The sequence below is a fragment of the Microbacterium azadirachtae genome (assembly GCF_025583665.1).
GTDB lineage: Bacteria > Actinomycetota > Actinomycetes > Actinomycetales > Microbacteriaceae > Microbacterium > Microbacterium azadirachtae.
Genome location: NZ_CP099706.1, coordinates 2,204,827 through 2,223,600, shown reverse-complemented (window position 1 = coordinate 2,223,600; position 18,774 = coordinate 2,204,827). Strand labels below are relative to the sequence as shown.

The window sequence follows — 18,774 nt, the reverse complement described above, 5'->3', positions numbered from 1 at the left end:
TGGAGACGCCATGAGCACCGCGCGATCCTCGACCCCCTCCGACTCCTCCCCGCAGCCGGAGGGATCGTCCACCGCACCGGTGCGACCGCGGATGCGCGGCATCGGGCGCGTGCTCGTGATCGTGTACGCCGTGATGGCGCTCGGCGCCACGGGCCGCTCGTTCGTCCAGATCGCGCGCGCCTTCGATCAGGCACCGCTCGCCTACACGCTCTCGGCGCTCTCCGCCGTGGTCTACATCGTGGCGACCCTGGCCCTGATCCTGTCGGGCCGGCCGGGCTGGTACCGCGTCGCCTGGGTCGCGATCGCCTTCGAGCTGGTCGGCGTGCTGGTGGTCGGCACGCTCAGCCTCACCCATCCCTCGCTCTTCCAGCACCCGACCGTGTGGTCGCAGTTCGGCTCGGGCTACATCTTCATCCCCCTGGTGCTGCCACTGTTCGGCCTGTGGTGGCTGATCGCGCATCGCCCGTCGGCGCGGCCCGCGGAGATCCTGCCGGAAGGGCCGACCGCATGATCGTCTTCCGGGATCCGGCCGATATCCCCGCCGACTTCGGACGCACGGTCGCGGCGATCGGCAAGTTCGACGGCGTGCACTCCGGACACCGCGCCGTGTTCCGCCGCGCGCAGCAGGATGCCGCGCGGATCGGCGCGAAGACGGTCGCCGTCACCTTCGACCGCAATCCGCTGAGCGTGCTGCGCCCCGATCGCTGCCCCGACGACCTGGTGTCGGTCGAGCGCAAGATCGACCTGCTCTCCGGATGCGGACTGGACGCGGTGCTGGTGCTCACGTTCGACGAGCAGCTGGCCTCGCGCACCGCGGAGGACTTCGCGACGTCGATCCTCGTCGACGCACTGCACGTCGCCACCGTGCTCGTGGGCCGCGACTTCCGGTTCGGCCGCGGCGGCAGCGGAACGCCCGCCCTGCTGTCAGAGCTGGGCCGGGACCACGACTTCACCGTCGACGTGATCGAGGACGTCTTCCTCGAGGGCACGGATCGGCGGGTGTCGTCGTCCTGGGCGCGGGAGCTGCTCGCCGCGGGAGACGTGACGCTCGCCGGCGCCGTGCTCGGCAGGCCCGTGTCGGTGCGCGGAGAGGTCGTGCACGGGCTCAAGCGCGGCCGCGAGCTCGGATTCCCCACGGCCAACCTGCCCACGCTGCTGGACGAGATGGTCCCGGCCGACGGCGTCTACGCCGGACGACTGGTGGACCACACCACGGGGGTCACGCATCCCGCCGCGATCTCCGTCGGGACGAACCCGACCTTCGACGACGTCCCGGAACGCCAGGTGGAGGCGCACGCGATCGACAGTCCGGGCCTGGACCTGTACGGACACGACGTGACCGTGGAGTTCACGCACCGGCTGCGCGGCATGACGGCGTTCGACAGCATGGACGCGCTCGTCGAGGGAATCGCCTCGGATGTGGCGCAGGCGCGCAGCCTGCTCGGCGTCCCGCAGCCGGCCGGTGTTCCGGCGGCCGGGGGAGCAGAGGTCGCGGACTCGCCCGCGTCGTGACCGCGTGACCGCACGAGTGGCGTAAACTTACCGCGAACCCGTTGTGTTCGACGTGCGCGATGCACGCCTACGGGGTTCGCCGTCCGCGCGGTCCGCGTACTGCCGACCGACAGTCGCCGTCCGCGGACATCGCATCGCCCGGAGGCACCGTCCATCCGGACGGTCATCGTTCGGACCAGCCGCCGTCCGTGTGGGACGGCATCCACGCTCAGGAGGAGCATGCCGACCACGGCGACCGCCACCCGGCGGAAGAAGACGTCGCGCCGAGACGAAGACGCGCCGCTGATCCCGATCCTCGCGCGCAAGGTGCGCGAGATCGAGGCCAAGGCCCAGCACGGGAAGCTCGGGCCCACGAACCGTGTCAAGTTCCAGGTGATCGCGTTCCTGGTGCGCGAAGAGCGCGCCAGGGTCAAGGGCGACACGGAGCTCGGCGACAGCGCCCGCGCCGAGCAGCTCAAGCGGCTGGACGGCGTCGCGACGATCCTCGCGAAGACCGCTGCGCGCGACACCTCGCTCATTCAGCTGCTCGAGGCCGATCAGGCCACGAGCCCCGTCGCGAAGCGCATGCGGCGGGACTGGCTGCTCGAGTCGGGCGCGGAGCTCGCCCCCGAGGAGCTGGTGATCGCCGACGTGATCCGGGTGCAGCAGGCGCCCGTCGTGCCCGCCGCGCTCGCCGAGCGCCAGGTGACCCCGCCGTCGGTGGAGTCGCGGATGCTCGCGAACCCGTTCCTCGCGCCCGACCTGACGCCGCGTCCCGCCGTGACCCCGCGTCGTCGTCTGGACGGCTGGGAGCTGATGGGCCCGCTGTACAAGGCGTTCGAGACGGGCGCCGGCGGTGCGACGGCCTCGATGGAGCTGCCCCCGTTGCCCGAGTACGACCACATCTCGCCGAAGGGCCTGGAGGTGATGGTGCACCAGTCCCGGTTCCTCGAGTCCGTGCGTGCCGGCCATCGCTCCTTCCTGCTCGCGGACGAGCCGGGCCTGGGCAAGACCGCGCAGTCGGTGCTGGCTGCGTCGGTCGCCGACGCCTACCCGCTGCTCGTGGTCGTACCGAACGTCGTGAAGATGAACTGGGCGCGCGAGGTCGAGCGGTGGACGCCGCAGCGCCGAGCCGCCGTCATCCAGGGCGACGGCCAGGACGTCGACGCCTTCGCCGATGTGTTCATCGTGAACTACGAGATCCTGGACCGGCACCTGTCCTGGCTCGGCGAGATCGGCCTGCGCGGGATGGTCGTCGACGAGGCGCACTTCATCAAGAACCTGTCCTCGCAGCGGTCCCAGAACGTCCTGGCGCTCGCGACGCGGATCAGGGAGCAGACTCCGAACGGACGTCCGCTGCTGATGGCGCTGACCGGCACCCCGCTGATCAACGACGTCGAGGACTTCGACGCGATCTGGCGCTTCCTCGGCTGGACCAACGGCGAGCGCCCCTCCGCGGAGCTCGCGGACAAGCTGGACGCCACCGGACTCACGCCCGCGGACAAGGCGTTCTACGGCGAGGCCAGGGATGCGGTCATCTCGATGGGCATCGTGCGGCGCAAGAAGAAGGACGTCGCCGCCGACCTGCCGGACAAGCTCATCGCCGACCTGCCGGTGCAGCTGGACGACGAGTTCGGCCGCAGCATCCGCCAGGCCGAGGCCGAGCTCGGTGCTCGTATGGCGGCGAAGTACCGGCGCATCATCGAGGCACGCGGGGACCGCGGACTGGCGCACGGCGAGATCGACGAGGACATCGTCCGTCTCGTGGCGCACGGCGAGCTCGAGGAGTCCAAGGCCGCAGGCACCGGGGGCGACAACGTCTTCACCATGGTGCGCAAGATCGGTCAGGCCAAGGCGCTGCTCGCCGCCGACTACGCGGCGCAGCTGCAGCGCTCGGTGGGCAAGGTGGTGTTCTTCGCGAAGCACATCGACGTCATGGATCAGGCCGAGGCGCACTTCGCGGCGGCGGGGATCAAGGCGGTCTCGATCCGCGGCGACCAGTCCACGCCCGCGCGCCAGCTGGCCATCGACTCGTTCAACGGCGACCCGGAGGTCGGCATCGCGGTCTGTTCGCTCACCGCCGCCGGCGTCGGCGTGAACCTGCAGACCGCCTCCAACGTGGTGCTCGCGGAGCTCAGCTGGACGGCGGCGGAGCAGACGCAGGCGATCGACCGCGTCCACCGCATCGGCCAGGACGAGCCCGTGACGGCGTGGCGGATCATCGCCGCGCACACGCTCGACACGAAGATCGCCGAGCTCATCGACCAGAAGCAGGGCCTCGCGGCGCGCGCGCTCGACGGCGAGGCCGTCGAGGAAGGCGCCAGCGAGTCGGTGCAGCTGGCCGCGCTCATGCACCTCCTCCGCGAGGCGCTGGGCGGCAGCTGACGCGGAGTCCGCAACGATCGCAAAGAACGGCGCTTCTTCACCCGCTTTCGGGTGGTGAAGCGCCGTTCTTCGTCAAGAAGCCGAGAACTCGGCGAGCGAGTGCGTAAGAATGCGGGTTTTCGGCGCGCTCGAATGGCGCCGCGGAGCAGATCGGCACTAGTGTCGAACGAGGCAACGGTGCCGCGCTTCCTTTCCCTTCCCTCCCGAGGACGACCCATGAAGATCGGCATCTTGACCAGCGGTGGCGACTGCCCCGGCCTGAACGCGGTCATCCGCGGCATCGTGCTCAAAGGCACCGAGGCGTACGACCTCGAGTTCGTCGGCATCCGCGACGGCTGGCGCGGCGTCGTCGACGGCGACTTCTTCCCCCTCACGCGGCACGAGGTCAAGGGACTCTCCAAGGTCGGCGGCACCATCCTCGGCACCAGCCGCACCAACCCGTACGAGGGTCCGCGCGGCGGCGCCGAGAACATCGCCAAGACGTTGTACGGGCACAAGATCGACGGCATCATCGCGATCGGCGGCGAGGGGACCCTCGCGGCGGCGGACCGCCTGCACAAGGAGGGGATCAACGTCGTCGGGGTTCCCAAGACCATCGACAACGACCTGCGTGCGACCGACTACTCGTTCGGATTCGACACGGCCGTCAACATCGCCACCGAGGCCATGGACCGTCTGCGCACCACCGGCGACTCGCACCGGCGCTGCATGGTCGCCGAGGTGATGGGCCGCCACGTCGGCTGGATCGCGCTGCACGCCGGCATGGCGGCCGGGGCGCACGTGATCTGCATCCCCGAGGTGCCGATGTCGCTCGAGGAGATCGCCGCACTCGTCACCAGCGCGAACGATCGCGGGCGCGCTCCGCTCGTCGTCGTCTCCGAGGGCTTCAAGCTCAAGGACATGGACGAGGCGTACAGCGACAAGGGGCTGGACGCGTTCAACCGTCCGCGGCTCGGCGGCATCGGCGATCTGCTCGCCCCGGAGATCGAGCGGCTCACCGGCATCGAGACCCGGGCGACGATCCTCGGTCACATCCAGCGCGGAGGCGCCCCGTCCGCCTTCGACCGGGTGCTCGCGACGCGACTCGGCATGCACGCCGCCGACGCGGTCGTCGCCGAGGCATGGGGCCAGATGGTCGCCCTGCACGGCACCGAGATCGTGCGGGTCCCGTTCGCCGACGCCCTCGGCGAGCTCAACACGGTGCCCCGCAACCGCTACGACGCGGCGGCGACCCTCTTCGGTTGAACGCCGATCGGCCCCGGTTCTGCTGGGCCGGGGCCGATCGACCAAGAGCAGGCGAACACACGCGGATCCGCCTGATCCCGGCCGATCCGCCTGATTCCGGCAGGCCGGCGCAGGGGAGGGGGGCGAGGCGTCCGCGCGTCAGGCGGCGGCGCCCAGCCGGTCCAGGATCCAGGCGAGCTCGAACGCGCGCTCGCGCCAGGAGTTGTACCGTCCGCTGACGCCGCCGTGTCCGGCGACCATCTCGCACTTCAGCAGCACGTCCTCGGCGCCGGCGTCGCGCAGGCGGGCCACCCACTTCGCGGGCTCGACGTACAGCACCCGGGTGTCGTTGAGCGAGGTGACCGCGAGGATCGACGGATACGCCACCCCGTCGCGCACGTTCTCGTACGGGGTGTACGACTTCATGTAGGCGTAGACATCCGCGTCGTGCAGCGGGTCGCCCCACTCGTCCCACTCGATCACGGTGAGCGGGAGCGACGGATCCAGGATCGTGGTCAGGGCGTCGACGAAGGGCACGGAGGCGAGGACGCCGCCGAAGAGCTCGGGGGCGAGGTTCACGACCGCGCCCATGAGCAGGCCGCCGGCGCTGCCGCCCTCGGCCACCATCCGCGACGGCTCGGTGATGCCGGAGGCGACGAGGTGGCGCGCGGCGGCGACGAAGTCGGTGAACGTGTTGGTCTTCTGGCCGAGCTTGCCGTCCTCGTACCACTGCCGGCCCATCTCGCCGCCGCCGCGCACGTGTGCGACGGCGAACACCACGCCGCGGTCGAGCTCGCTCAGGCGCATGACGGAGAAGCCAGGATCGATCGAGTGCTCGTACGAGCCGTATCCGTACAGGTGCACGGGCCGGAGAGCGGAACCGGGCTCTCCGAAGGAGCGCTTCCACACCAGCGAGATCGGCACGCGCGTGCCGTCGTCGGCCACGGCCCAGTCGCGCCGCTGACCGTAGGCGGCCGGGTCGTAGCCCCCGAGCACGGCCTGACGCTTGCGCAGGTGCAGGGTGCGGGTCGCCAGCTCCAGGTCGTACACGGTGGAGGGGGTCACGAACGAGCCGTAGCCGAGGCGCAGGAAGGGGGAGGACCACTCCGGATTGCCCCCGAAGCCGGCGGAGAACAGCGGCTCGTCGAAGCCGAGCTCGTCGAGCGCTCCGGTGGCGGCATCCATCAGCGCGATGCGCTCCAGGCCCTCGAAGCGGTAGGCGACCACGGTGACGTCCTGGAACGCGTCGACGTCGAGCAGGCGGCGCCCCGGCGTGTGCGGCAGCACCACGCGCCGTCCGCCCTGGGGGTCGGCCGCGGATACGGCGACGAGCTCGAAGTCGAGCGCCCCGTCGTTGTGGAGGATCAGCAGCTCGTCGCGGCCGTCGACCACGGCGTGCTCCACGGAGTACTCCACGCCCTCCCTCCGCGGCCAGACGACTCGCGGCGGCGCGGTCAGGTCGTCGAGGTCGACGAGCAGCTCCTCGCTCGTGATCGAGGATCCGACCCCGATCACGAGGTACTTCCGGCTGCGGGTGATCCCCGCGCCGAGCCAGAATCGCTCGTCCGGCTCGTGGAACAGCTGCACGTCCTCCGACACCGGCGTGCCGATCCGGTGCAGCCAGAGGGTGTCCGGGCGCCAGGAGTCGTCGACCGTCGTGTAGATCACGGCCGTGCCGTCCGGGGTGAAGAACGCTCCGGACGTGCCGGGGATCTCGTCCGCGAGCGTCCGGCCGGTGGCGAGGTCGCGCACGTGCACGGTGTAGCGCTCGTCGCCCTCGAAGTCCGTCGACCACAGCAGCCGGGTGGCGTCGTCCGAGACGTCGAAGGCGCCCATCGCGAAGAACTCGTGCCCCTCCGCCTCGGCGTTGCCGTCGAGCAGGATCTGTTCTCCCTGCACGGGGACGGCGGGATCCAGGACCGGAGGCGTCCAGTCGTCGGGGGAGGAGACGGCGGCGCGGCACTGGAGGCCGTACTGCTGTCCTTCGACGGTGCGCCCGTAGTACCACCAGTCGCCGCGACGCGTGGGCACCGAGAGGTCGGATTCCTGGACGCGCCCCTTGATCTCCTGGAACAGCGCCTCGCGCAGCGGCTCGAGGTGCGCCAGGCGCGCGTCCGTGTAGGCGTTCTCGGCCCCGAGGTGAGCGATCACCTCGGGGTCCTCCTTCGCGCGCAGCCAGTCGTAAGGATCGTCGAACACGTCGCCGTGGTGGGTCCGCAGGAGCGAACGCCGCGCGGCGCGCGGAGGGACGAGCGAAGAGGGGGAGGGTGAAGCGGAGACGGAGGTCACCATCCCACGCTAGCCGAGTTGACCGGTCTGGGCCGGGATGGGAGGATGCAGAGCGGTCCGTTAACGGATGCTGTACTCCCGGTGAACTCTTCGTTCGTCACGTCCCTCCACTTCCCGAAAGCGAACGGTGGAAACCGCAGCCCTCATCGTCGTGCTGGTGATCCTGCTGGCACTCTTCTTCGACTTCACCAACGGGTTCCACGACACGGCCAACGCCATGGCGACCCCGATCGCGACCGGCGCCCTCAAGCCGCGCACGGCCGTCATGCTGGCGGCGGGTCTGAACCTCGTCGGCGCGTTCCTGTCGACCGAGGTCTCCAAGACCATCTCCGGCGGGATCGTGCGGGAGGACCAGATCCACGGGGATCTCTTCCCGGCGCTGATCTTCGCGGGCCTCATCGGCGCGATCACCTGGAACATGCTCACCTGGCTGCTGGGACTCCCGTCCAGCTCGTCCCACGCGCTGTTCGGCGGCCTGATCGGCGCCACGCTCGTCGGGATCGGCATGAACGGCATCGACTTCGGCGCGGTGCTGTCCAAGGTGGTGCTGCCGGCACTGATCGCACCGGTGACGGCGGGCCTCATCGCGTTCCTCGCCACGAAGCTCGCGTATCTGATCACGCGCCGGTACGACGGCAAGCCCGACGGCCGCAGCGGATTCCGCTGGGGTCAGATCTTCACGTCGTCGCTGGTGGCCCTCGCGCACGGCACGAACGACGCGCAGAAGACCATGGGCGTCATCACGCTCGCCCTCATCACGGTCGGCTGGCAGTCCGGCGCCCACCACGAGCCGCAGCTGTGGGTCATCATCGCCTGCGCCTGCACGATCGCCCTCGGCACGTATCTCGGCGGCTGGCGCATCATCCGCACCCTCGGCAAGGGCCTCACCGACGTCAAGCCCGCACAGGGCTTCGCCGCGGAGACGTCCACGGCCGCCACGATTCTCGCCTCCAGCGCGCTCGGCTTCGCGCTCTCGACCACGCAGGTCGCCTCCGGGTCCGTGATCGGATCCGGCCTCGGCCGTCGCGGATCCGCCGTGCGCTGGCGTACGGCAGGTCGCATCGCGATCGGATGGGTGCTCACCCTTCCGGCGGCCGCCGCCGTCGGCGCGCTCGCCGCGCTCATCGTGGTGATCGGGGGCGGCTGGGGCGTGCTCATCGACGCGATCCTGGCGCTCGCCGTGATCATCGGCCTGTTCCTGCGTTCGCGCCGCAACGCCGTCACGGCCAACAACGCCTTCAGCGAGGTCGCCGACTCCGCGCGCGCGGTCGAGGTGCCGGAGGAGCCGCCGCTCACGCCGCGTCAGGCGCGGGCGCAGCGGGCGCGCGAACGGGCGAAGGCTCGCGAGAAGGGGGCGGGACGATGACCGTGGCGATCCACTGGGAGGCGTTCTTCCAGGTGCTCGGGGCCGCTCTCGTCGGCACTCTGCTCGTGGTCGGGTTCTACGCCCTGGGCCTGCGCATGCTCGTGCGCGCCGGCCGCGTGCCCGTCGTCACCCCGGCCGAGTTCACCGATGCGATCACGGTGATCAGCGACAAGGAGGCCAAGCGCGCCGCGAAGGCCGCCGCGAAGGCCGCCCGCAAGAGCCCGCTCAGCGAGGCGCAGAAGTCGCTCGCGCTCGTCGCCGCGTACGCGTGCTTCGCCGTCTGCACGGCCGCGGTGGCCGCGGGGATCCTGCTCATCGTCGTGAAGTAGCACGGGCCCGCCGAGGAGCCGAGGAGCCGCCTCGGGCGCTCCACGCCGGCGTCCGGAGCGCCCGCTAGCCTGGGGGCATGACAGTGCAGTTCGGCCGTTATGCGCCGCCCACGCACACCCTCGTGCATCTGAGCGATCCGCATCTCCTCGCGGGAGGCGCAGCTCTCGGCGGGCGCTTCGACGTCGATCGCACGCTGGCGCGCACGCTCGCCGCGATCGAGAACGCGGTCGAACGGCCGGATGCGATCGTGGTCACCGGCGATCTCGCCGACCTCGGCGAGCCCGACGCGTACCGGCGGCTCCGCGCCGCCGTCGCTCCCGTCTCGGAGCGCCTCGGCGCTCCGGTCATCTGGGTCGCGGGCAACCACGACGAGCGCGCCGTGCTGCGCGAGCACCTTCTCGATGCTCCGCCCACGGAGGACCCGGTGACCGGGGTGTGGGATCTCCGGGGCCTGCGCGTGATCGCGCTCGACTCGACCGTCCCCGGCTGGCATCACGGCGACGTGGACGCCGAGCAGCGCGCCTGGCTCGCCGAGCAGCTGAGCGAGCCCGCCCCGCACGGCACCCTCCTCGCGATGCACCACCCGCCCGTGCCCAGCCACATCCCCTTCTTCGACATCCTGGAGCTGCGTCATCAGGACGAGCTCGCCGAGATCCTGCGCGGATCCGACGTGCGCGGGATCCTCGCCGGACACCTGCACTATTCGCTGCACGCGACGTTCGCGGGCATCCCGGTGAGCGTCGCGAGCGCCACCTGCTACACGATGGACGTGGCGAGCCCGGGCGACCAGGTGAACGGCATGGACGCCGCGCAGTCGTTCCAGCTCGTCCACGTGCGGCCGGAGACGATCGCGCACACGGTGGTCCCTGTGGTCGAGGCGATTCCGGTGGACACCTTCAGCCCGGAATGGGTCGCGAGGATGGAGCGGCTGACACCCGAGGAGCGCCTGGAGGCGTTCTCGCGCAAGCCGGGGCGGTGATCTCGGGCGGCTAGGATGGACGCATCCCCCTTCCCTGTTCGCCATCACCCACGAGGATGTGTCCATGGCCGCCGTTGCGCCTGCCACCCGCACCACCCGAACCGAAACCGACTCCCTGGGAAGCAAGGAGATCCCTGCGGACGCGTATTGGGGGATCCATACGCTCCGCGCCGCCGAGAACTTCCCGATCACGAAGCGACCGATCTCGGTCTACCCCGAGCTGATCGAGGCGCTCGCGATGGTCAAGCAGGCCAGCGCCCGGGCGAACAAGGAGATCGGCGCCCTCGACGCCGAGCGCGCCGACCTCATCGACGCCGCGGCGCAGAAGGTGATCAACGGCGAGTTCCACGACCAGTTCATCGTCGGCGTCATCCAGGGCGGCGCCGGCACGTCCACCAACATGAACGCGAACGAGGTCATCACCAACATCGCGCTCGAGCTGGCCGGCCGCGAGAAGGGCGACTACGCGTTCCTCTCGCCGATCGACCACACCAACCGCAGCCAGTCCACGAACGACGTGTACCCGACGGCCGTCAAGATCGGCCTCTCGCTGAACCTGCGCTCGCTGCTGGACGAGCTCGACCTGCTGCGCGTGTCGTTCCTCAACAAGGCGCGCGAGTTCCACGACGTTCTGAAGGTCGGCCGCACGCAGCTGCAGGACGCCGTGCCGATGACCCTCGGCCAGGAGTTCCACGGCTTCGCGTCGACGCTCGGCTACGACCACACGCGTCTGACCGAGAACGCCTGGCTCATGTACGAGATCAACATGGGCGCGACGGCGATCGGCACCGGCATCACCACGCACCCGAACTACGCGCCCGCCGTGCTGAAGCACCTGCGCGAGATCTCGGGTCTGGACCTCGCCACGGCCAGCGACCTCGTCGAGGCGACCAGCGACACCGGGTCCTTCATGTCGTTCTCGTCGTCGCTCAAGCGCAACGCGATGAAGCTGTCCAAGATCTGCAACGACCTGCGACTGCTCTCCTCCGGCCCCCAGGCGGGCCTCGGCGAGATCAACCTGCCCGCGATGCAGGCGGGGTCCAGCATCATGCCGGGCAAGGTCAACCCCGTCATCCCGGAGGTCGTGAACCAGGTGGCCTTCGCCGTCGCCGGATCCGACATGACGGTGACGATGGCGGCCGAGGCCGGTCAGCTGCAGCTGAACGCGTTCGAGCCCGTGATCGCCCACTCGATCTTCCAGTCGATCACCTGGATGCGCCAGGCGATGTGGACCCTGCGGGTGAACTGCGTCGACGGCATCACCGCCAACCGCGACCGTCTGGGTGCGATGGTGGGCTCCTCGGTGGGCGTCATCACCGCGCTGACCCCGTTCATCGGCTACGCGGCCTCCGCGGCGCTCGCCAAGACGGCCCTGCTGACCAACCGCAACGTCGCCGACCTCGTCGTCGAGGCGGGGCTGATGTCGCGCGAAGAGGTCACCAAGCAGCTGTCGCCCGCGCGCCTGTCCGGTCTGGAGACGATCACCGCGGCGATCCCGGTGATCCCGTCGAAGGACGTCGACGCCGGGGCCTGACCCGACGCACCGCACGAACGGTCCGCCACGCGCTGCAGTGGCGGGCCGTTCGGCATTCCTGCTCTTGCATTCCCGGGATCTATGCGCTTAGATCGACGAAGAGCGAGAATCTATGCGCTTAGATCCAGTCGATGGACGCTTCAAGGAGGAAGACGTGAAAAGCAGGACAGCTCTGGCCGGGATCGCGGCTCTCGCAGCGATCGGCCTCGCGCTCACGGGGTGCGGCCGCGCGGACGGCGGGTCGTCCGCCCCCAGCGCCACGGCGGTGCAGCTCGACGACGCGCCGGCCAAGGGAACCATCACGATGTGGGCCATGGGAGCCGAGGGGGAGGCCCTGCCCGACTTCGTCAAGACCTTCGAGAAGGCGAACCCGGGCGTCACCGTCACGGTGACCGCGATCCCCTGGGATGCCGCGCACAACAAGATCCAGACCGCCATCGCGGGCGGCAACACCCCGGACATCGCGATGATGGGCACCACCTGGATGGCCGATTTCGGGGACTCCTTCGGCACCGTGCCCGCCGGGATCGACACGTCGGGATTCTTCGACGCGGCGGTGAGCTCCACCAAGGTCGGCGACCGGGCCGCGGGCATCCCCTGGTACGTCGACACCCGCGTGCTGTACTACCGCACCGACATCGCCGCGAAGGCCGGCTGGACCAAGGCTCCGGCCTCCTGGGAGGAGCTGCAGAAGATGGCGGCGGACATGCAGTCCCAGGGCGGGGCGAAGTGGGGGATCCGCATGCCCGCCGGAAACGACTCCTTCCAGGGCGCGCTGTGGATGCCGTGGTCGGCCGGTGCCGAGGTGACCGACGGCAAGAAGTGGACGCTCGACACCCCCGAGATGACCAAGGGGATCGAGTACTACAAGAGCTTCTTCGACAAGAAGCTCGCGGACCCGAACGCTGACACCTCCGCAGGGGCGGTCGAGTCCGAGTTCGTCGCCGGCACGACGCCGATGGTGGTGGAGGGGCCGTTCCTCCGGGGCCAGCTGGCCTCGGTCGGCGGTGCGGACTTCGCGAGCAAGTACGCCACGGCCGTGCTCCCGGCGGACAAGTCCTCGGTGTCGTTCAGCGGCGGTGCGAACCTCGTGGTCTTCAACGGCAGCAAGAACGCCTCCTCGGCGTGGAAGCTCGCGCGCTGGCTGGCGGATCCGAAGGTGCAGGCCGATTTCTACGCCGCGACCGGCGATCTGCCCGCGGCGAAGGCCGCGTGGCAGGAGAAGTCCGTCTCCTCCGACGCGAGCCTGCCGACCTTCGGCACCCAGCTGGAGACGGCGAAGGCTCCGCCCGTGACGACCTCCTGGGTGCAGGTGGCGGCCAAGGGCGACCAGGCGCTCGAATCGATCCGCCGCGGCGGGACCTCGGTCGCCGACGCGCTCAAGAAGCTGCAGTCCGACGCCGACACGATCGGGCTGAAGTGAGATGACGTCCACCGTCCTCCCCGCCGCCGGAACCCGGACGGGCTCCGGCGGCGGGAACGACCGGGCGGGCGGCGGCATGTTCGCGGCCGCCCGCCGCCGCCGGGCGCTCATCGCGTGGGGCTTCGCCCTGCCGTTCGTCCTGGTCTTCGGCGTGTTCATGATCGTGCCGATCGTGGGCTCGTTCGCGATGTCGTTCACCGACTTCACCGCCCGCGACATCGGCTCGCCGTTCGCCGTGGACGCCGTCGGCCTGCAGCAGTACGTCGCGCTCTTCCGCGATCCGCGATTCCTCACCTCGCTGGGGGTCACGGGGGTGTTCGTGGTGGTGGGCATCCCCGTCACGATGATCGTCGCGTTGGCCCTCGCCCTTGCGCTGAACAGCGGCCAGGGACGTCTGGTGGCGTTCTTCCGGGTCGGGTTCTACGCGCCCGTGGTCACCAGCATCGTGGCCGTCGCCGTCGTCTGGCGCTACATCCTGCAGCCGGACGGCCTGCTCAACACTGCGCTCGCGGCGATCGGCATCGCAGGGCCCAACTGGTTGAACGATCCCGCCTTCGCCCTGCCGTCGCTCATCCTCATGGCGGTGTGGCGCAACGTCGGCACGCTCATGGTCATCTTCCTCGCCGGGCTCCAGGCCGTGCCGGAGGACGTCACGGAGGCGGCGATCATGGACGGCGCGTCGCCGTGGCGGCGGCTCGTCTCGGTCACCCTGCCGCTGCTGCGTCCGACGCTCCTCCTCGGGGCCGTGCTCATCTCGGTGGGATACCTGCAGTTCTTCGAGGAGTCCTTCGTGATGACCAAGGGCGGCCCCCTGGACTCGACGCTGTCCGTGGCGTTCTACACCTACCAGCAGTTCGGCTTCGGCGAGTACGGCCTCGCGTCCGCGGCCAGCTACGTGCTGTTCCTCGTGATCGCGCTCGTGAGCCTGCTGCAGTTCCGCCTGCTGCGTTCGAAGGACTGACCCATGGCTCTCGCACATACAGAAGCCCCGATCCGGCCCCGCCGCGCCCGCCGGCTGAGCGGCCGGGCGACCTCCTACGCCGTGCTGACGGTCGGGCTGGTGATCTGGCTCGTCCCGTTCGTCTGGATGGTGCTCGGATCCGTCAAGACGCAGGGCGAGATCCTGCGCCGGCCGCCGACCTGGTGGCCGCAGGCGCCGACCGGGGAGAACTACGCGCAGTGGTTCGGCCCTCTCGACTTCTGGCACTTCTTCGGCAACAGCCTGATCGTGGCGCTCGTGACGGTGCTCGGCAACCTCGTGTTCTGCTCGATGGTCGGCTATGCGCTCGCGAAGATGGAGTTCCCCGGCAAGCGGATCCTGTTCGGCGCCGTCATGGTCACGCTCATGGTGCCGGGCGTGGTGACCTTCGTGCCGCTGTTCGTGATGGTGTCCAAGCTGGGGCTGGTCAACAGCTATCCCGCCCTCATCCTGCCGTTCATCACGGCGCCGCTCGGGGTGTTCCTGATGCGCCAGTTCATGGCGGGGATCCCCGACGCGCTGCTCGAGGCGGCACGCCTGGACGGCGCGGGGGAGTGGCGGATCTTCCGCTCGGTCGTCATGCCGCTGTGCGGACCGCCCCTGGCGACGCTCGGGATCCTGACCTTCCTGGGCTCCTGGAACAACTTCCTGTGGCCGCTCGTGGCGGCGCAGACCGAGGACATGTACACGCTGCCGGTCGCCCTGTCGCTGTACTCGACGGGCCAGAACGCCACCGACTACGGGCTGCTGCTGGCAGGTTCCGTGCTCGTGATCGCCCCGATCCTGCTGCTCTTCGTCTTCCTGCAGCGGTGGTTCATCCGGGGCGTCGCCACGACCGGCCTGAAATGACGCAACGAGGGAGAGGGACATCCATGAGGGATGAGTTTCGGACGACGGACGAGGGCGTGCGCTTCCGCGACCTCAACGGCAACGGAGTGATGGATCCGTATGAGGATCCTCGGCTGAGCGCCGAGGAGCGGGTCGAGGACCTGCTCGGCCGCCTGTCGATCGAGGAGAAGGTGGGGCTCCTGTTCCACACCGTCATCGAGATCGGCGACGAGGGCGAGCTGCGCGAGGAGCCCGGTGCCATCTCGAAGTCTCCGACCTCGGTGGTCGTGCTGGGCAAGCACCTCACGCACTTCAACGTGCACGGCATGCGCACCGCACGGGAGGGCGCGCGGTGGAACAACCGGCTCCAGGCCCTCGCGGCCCGCAGCCCGCACGGCATCCCGGTGACCATCAGCACCGACCCGCGGCACGCCTTCGTGGAGAACTCGGGCGTCGCCTTCGCCGCCGGCCCGTTCTCGCAATGGCCCGAGCCCCTGGGGCTCGCCGCGCTGGACGACGTCGACCTGGTGCGGAGGTTCGCCGAGATCGCGGGCAGGGAGTACCGCGCGGTGGGGATCAGGATGGCTCTGCACCCGCAGGTCGACCTCCCGACCGAGGCGCGCTGGGGGCGCCAGGCGCAGACGTTCGGGTACGACGCCGAGCGCGTCGCCGAGATGACCGGCGCGTATCTGGAGGGCTTCCAGGGGGAGCGGCTCGGTCCCGACAGCGTCGCGTGCATCACCAAGCACTTCCCCGGCGGCGGTCCTCAGTTGGACGGCGAGGACGCGCACTTCCCCTACGGTCGCGAGCAGGTGTACCCCGGCGGGCGCTTCGAGGAGCATCTGCGTCCGTTCGTCGAGGCGATCCGTCGCGGCACGGCGGGGATCATGCCGTACTACGGGATGCCGGTGGGGCTGGTGCGCCACGGGGAGCCGATCGAGGAGGTCGGCTTCAGCTACAGCCGGCAGATCGTCACGGATCTGCTGCGCGAGGAGCTCGGCTACGACGGCGTCGTCCTGAGCGACTGGGAGCTCATCAACGACAACCACGTCGGGGATCAGGTGCTGCCGGCGCGGGCGTGGGGCGTCGAGGAGCTGTCGCCGCGGGAGCGGCTGCTGCGGCTGCTGGACGCCGGTGTCGATCAGTTCGGCGGCGAGGAGTGCGTCGAGCTCCTGCAGGAGCTCCTCGCCGAGGGGGCGGTCGCGGAGGAGCGGATCGACCGGTCCGCGCGGCGCATCCTGCTCGTGAAGTTCCGGCTCGGGCTCTTCGACGACCCGTATGTGGACGAGGACGAGGCCGAGCGCATCGTCGGCGCGGCGGAGTTCCGCGCCGAGGGGGAGCGTGCTCAGGCCGAGTCCGTCACCGTGCTGCAGAACCGGGACCGCACGCTGCCGCTGTTCCGCGGCGGGCGTCCGAGGATCTACGCCGAGGGCGTCGCGACGGACGCGCTCGCCGGGTACGGGGACCGCGTCGCGGCTCCCGAGGAGGCGGAGCTCGCGCTGGTGCGGATCGGCGCGCCGTTCGAGCCGCGGGACGACCTCTTCCTGGAGGCCTGGTTCCATCAGGGCTCCCTCGAGTTCCCGCCGGGCCTCGTCGCACGGCTGCGACGGATCGCCGCGCACTGCCCGCTGGTGGTGGTCGTGAACCTCGACCGTCCCGCGATCCTCACGCCGCTCGTGCCGTTCGCCGCGGCGATCGCCGTCGAGTTCGGCACCTCGGATGCCGCCCTGCTCGCGGCGCTCTCCGGGCGGATACCGCCGCGCGGCGTGCTCCCCGTCGACATCCCGCGTTCGATGGACGCGGTGCGGGCGGCGTTCGCCGACATGCCGGACGGCACCGAGGATCCGGTCTTCCGCCGCGGCACCGGCCTGACGATCGGCTGAGCGCCCGCTCAGTAGAATCGCTCCGAAAGCGAGGTGCTCATGGCGTCGAGCCGACCCACCGTCTACGACGTGGCGCAGCGTGCCGGAGTGTCGATCGCGACGGTCTCCTTCTCGTTCCGCCGGCCCGACCGGGTGCGCGAGGACACGCGCCGCCTCGTCCTCGAGGCCGCGCGTGAGATCGGCTACGTGCCGAGCGGATCCGCGCGGAGCCTCGCTCGCGGGCGCACCGGGGTGCTCGGGCTGCATCTCTTCGACATGCTGCTCGACCAGGAGCCCGGGGCGTCGCCCTCGGCGGACGGGAGCGCCCGGGTCGACCTGGACGAGCTCGACCTCGACGCCGACGCGGTGACCTGGGACGCCGCCGCGGACGAGCGGGAGAGCGATCCGCGCACGTTCCCGCTGTACGTCGACGAGGTGCAGCGCGGGTTCGTGCTCGAATGCAAGCGCAACGGCACGGCGGTGCTCCTCTCCAGCGGAGGCGTGGGCGTCTCCGACCTTGCCGACACGGCAGGGCGGGTGGACGGTCTCGCGATCCTCCCGGGACGTTCGACGGCCGCGGCGATCGAGGCGGTGGCCGCACGGGTCCCGGTCGTGCAGCTGAGCAAGCGCGCGGGCATCGGACACCGCGTCACGGTGGACAACGCCGGCGGCATGCGGAAGCTCGTGCAGCACCTGCACGACGTGCACGGCGTCGAGACGTTCGGATGGGTCGGGGCCATCGGCGAGGACGATCTGGACGAGCGGCGTGAGGGCTTCCTCACCGCGGTGCAGGACATCCGCGGCGCCCGCGCCGAGACCCTCGACGACGCCGACCTCGAGCGGATGCCCGCCTATCCCGTGCTGCGTGAGCGGGTCGCGGCGGGGACGCTCCCCGCCGCCCTGGTCTGCGGCAGCGACCAGACCGCGCTGCGCGTGATGGACGTGCTCCGCGGCGAGGGGATCCGCGTGCCGCAGGACGTGCTCGTGACGGGCTTCGACGGCATCATGGCGAGTCGGCTCTCGACGCCGACGCTCACGACGGTGCGCCAGCCGATGGAGCTGATGGGACGCATCGCCGCCCACCTGCTCCTGACGGATCCCGGCGACGGAACAGTGCCTCCGCGCACCGTGAGACTCGCGACGGACCTCCGCGTGGGCGGCAGCTGCGGCTGCTGACCCTCGCGGCGGCGGACGTCAGTCCAGGATCCGGCAGTGCGTCGTGAGTTCGCCGATGCCGTCGATGCCGACCGTGACGGTCGAGCGGTCGCGGAGGAAGATCTGCGGGTCCCGAGAGTATCCGGCTCCGCCGGGGCTGCCGGTCGAGATGAGCGTGCCCGGACGCAGGGTGAGCGAGCGCGAGAGATGCGCGATCAGGGTCGACACCGGTCGCACCATCTGCCCGGTCGACGCGTCCTGCACCCGGTGGCCGTCGACCACGGTCCAGATGTGCAGGTCCTGCGGATCCGGGATCTCGTCGGCCGTCACGACCACGGGGCCGGTAGGGGAGAACCCGTCGAAGGATTTGCACCGCGACCACTGCGCCTCGGCGAACTGGATGTCGCGCGCGGTGATGTCGTTGACCACCGTGTAGCCCCAGACATGGTCGAGCGCGTCCTCGGCCGTGACGTCCTTGGCGGGTGCGCCGATGATGACGCCGAGCTCCGCCTCGTAGTCGACCGACTCGGACAGCGCCCGCGGCCACGACGTCGTCTGCCCGTGCCCGGTGAGCGAGTTGGGCCACAGCGTGAACACCGTGGGAGCAGTGTCGGTCTTGAGGCCGAGCTCGCTCGAGTGCGCCGCATAGTTCAGCCCCACCGCGAGCACGACGGGGGGAGCGAGCACCGCGGCGCTGAAGCCGAAGCCGTCGAGGGGGTGCACCGGGGCATCGCCGTCGGCGTGGGCCTCGCGGACCCGGGCGAGGAGGTCGTCGCCGCCCTCGATGAGCTGCTGGAGTGTGGCAGGGGCCGGATCCACGAGATCGGAGACGAGCGTCGCGCCGTCGCCGTCGATGACGGCGAGGACGGGAATGTCGGACTCGGGACGGCGCAGATGAGCGAACCGCATGCATCCACGCTACCGGGCGC

At 70.3% G+C, this 18,774-nt stretch carries 15 protein-coding genes; 13 read left to right on the top strand and 2 right to left on the bottom strand.

Annotated elements, in window-relative coordinates; all coding sequences use genetic code 11:
- Positions 1–91: 91 nt before the first annotated feature.
- The 4 genes from NFX31_RS10630 (at position 92) to NFX31_RS10615 (ending at position 5,121) form a co-directional block, all read left to right on the top strand.
- Positions 92–511 carry a hypothetical protein gene (locus tag NFX31_RS10630; RefSeq protein WP_156156822.1) on the top strand — a complete coding sequence of 140 codons (420 nt, stop codon included), beginning with the start codon at positions 92–94 and terminating at the stop codon, positions 509–511.
- The gene (locus tag NFX31_RS10625; protein ID WP_045251750.1) at positions 508–1,512 is read left to right on the top strand and encodes a bifunctional riboflavin kinase/FAD synthetase; all 1,005 of its coding nucleotides are present in this window, start codon (positions 508–510) and stop codon (positions 1,510–1,512) included. The genes NFX31_RS10630 and NFX31_RS10625 overlap by 4 nt, the downstream gene beginning before the upstream one ends.
- A gap of 219 nt (positions 1,513–1,731) precedes the next feature.
- The gene (locus NFX31_RS10620; protein ID WP_045251751.1) at positions 1,732–3,876 is read left to right on the top strand and encodes a DEAD/DEAH box helicase; all 2,145 of its coding nucleotides are present in this window, start codon (positions 1,732–1,734) and stop codon (positions 3,874–3,876) included.
- A gap of 216 nt (positions 3,877–4,092) precedes the next feature.
- Positions 4,093–5,121: a 6-phosphofructokinase gene (locus tag NFX31_RS10615; protein ID WP_045251752.1), complete on the top strand. Its 1,029-nt coding sequence runs from the start codon at positions 4,093–4,095 to the stop codon at positions 5,119–5,121.
- A 138-nt stretch (positions 5,122–5,259) separates the two neighbouring features.
- Here NFX31_RS10615 and NFX31_RS10610 read toward each other — a convergent pair whose 3' ends face one another.
- Positions 5,260–7,389 (bottom strand): S9 family peptidase, encoded by a 2,130-nt coding sequence (locus tag NFX31_RS10610; protein ID WP_262955675.1) that lies wholly within the window; start codon positions 7,387–7,389, stop codon positions 5,260–5,262.
- Positions 7,390–7,516: 127 nt separating this feature from the next.
- On the opposite strand from NFX31_RS10610, the gene NFX31_RS10605 reads away from it, so the two are divergent.
- From NFX31_RS10605 to NFX31_RS10565, 9 genes are all read left to right on the top strand, one after another.
- Positions 7,517–8,755, top strand: coding sequence for an inorganic phosphate transporter (locus NFX31_RS10605; RefSeq protein WP_045251754.1), 1,239 nt, complete (start codon positions 7,517–7,519; stop codon positions 8,753–8,755).
- Positions 8,752–9,084: a hypothetical protein gene (locus NFX31_RS10600; protein WP_045251755.1), complete on the top strand. Its 333-nt coding sequence runs from the start codon at positions 8,752–8,754 to the stop codon at positions 9,082–9,084. The genes NFX31_RS10605 and NFX31_RS10600 overlap by 4 nt, the downstream gene beginning before the upstream one ends.
- A 77-nt stretch (positions 9,085–9,161) precedes the next feature.
- The gene (locus tag NFX31_RS10595) at positions 9,162–10,064 is read left to right on the top strand and encodes a metallophosphoesterase (RefSeq protein WP_045251756.1); all 903 of its coding nucleotides are present in this window, start codon (positions 9,162–9,164) and stop codon (positions 10,062–10,064) included.
- 64 nt (positions 10,065–10,128) lie between these two features.
- Entirely contained in the window at positions 10,129–11,598 is a 1,470-nt protein-coding gene (locus NFX31_RS10590; RefSeq protein WP_045251757.1) for an aspartate ammonia-lyase, read from the top strand.
- A 154-nt stretch (positions 11,599–11,752) separates the two neighbouring features.
- On the top strand, positions 11,753–13,021 hold the full coding sequence (locus tag NFX31_RS10585; protein WP_262955674.1) for an extracellular solute-binding protein: 1,269 nt from the start codon (positions 11,753–11,755) through the stop codon (positions 13,019–13,021).
- A 1-nt stretch (position 13,022) separates the two neighbouring features.
- Positions 13,023–13,982: a carbohydrate ABC transporter permease gene (locus tag NFX31_RS10580; protein ID WP_082072441.1), complete on the top strand. Its 960-nt coding sequence runs from the start codon at positions 13,023–13,025 to the stop codon at positions 13,980–13,982.
- A gap of 3 nt (positions 13,983–13,985) precedes the next feature.
- Positions 13,986–14,849 carry a carbohydrate ABC transporter permease gene (locus tag NFX31_RS10575; protein ID WP_091477339.1) on the top strand — a complete coding sequence of 288 codons (864 nt, stop codon included), beginning with the start codon at positions 13,986–13,988 and terminating at the stop codon, positions 14,847–14,849.
- A 23-nt stretch (positions 14,850–14,872) separates the two neighbouring features.
- Positions 14,873–16,711: a glycoside hydrolase family 3 protein gene (locus tag NFX31_RS10570; protein ID WP_262955673.1), complete on the top strand. Its 1,839-nt coding sequence runs from the start codon at positions 14,873–14,875 to the stop codon at positions 16,709–16,711.
- A gap of 39 nt (positions 16,712–16,750) precedes the next feature.
- Positions 16,751–17,866, top strand: coding sequence for a LacI family DNA-binding transcriptional regulator (locus NFX31_RS10565; protein ID WP_045251761.1), 1,116 nt, complete (start codon positions 16,751–16,753; stop codon positions 17,864–17,866).
- A gap of 18 nt (positions 17,867–17,884) precedes the next feature.
- On the opposite strand, the gene NFX31_RS10560 is transcribed toward NFX31_RS10565, so the two are convergent.
- Positions 17,885–18,754, bottom strand: coding sequence for a fumarylacetoacetate hydrolase family protein (locus NFX31_RS10560; RefSeq protein ID WP_045251762.1), 870 nt, complete (start codon positions 18,752–18,754; stop codon positions 17,885–17,887).
- Positions 18,755–18,774: the final 20 nt, after the last annotated feature.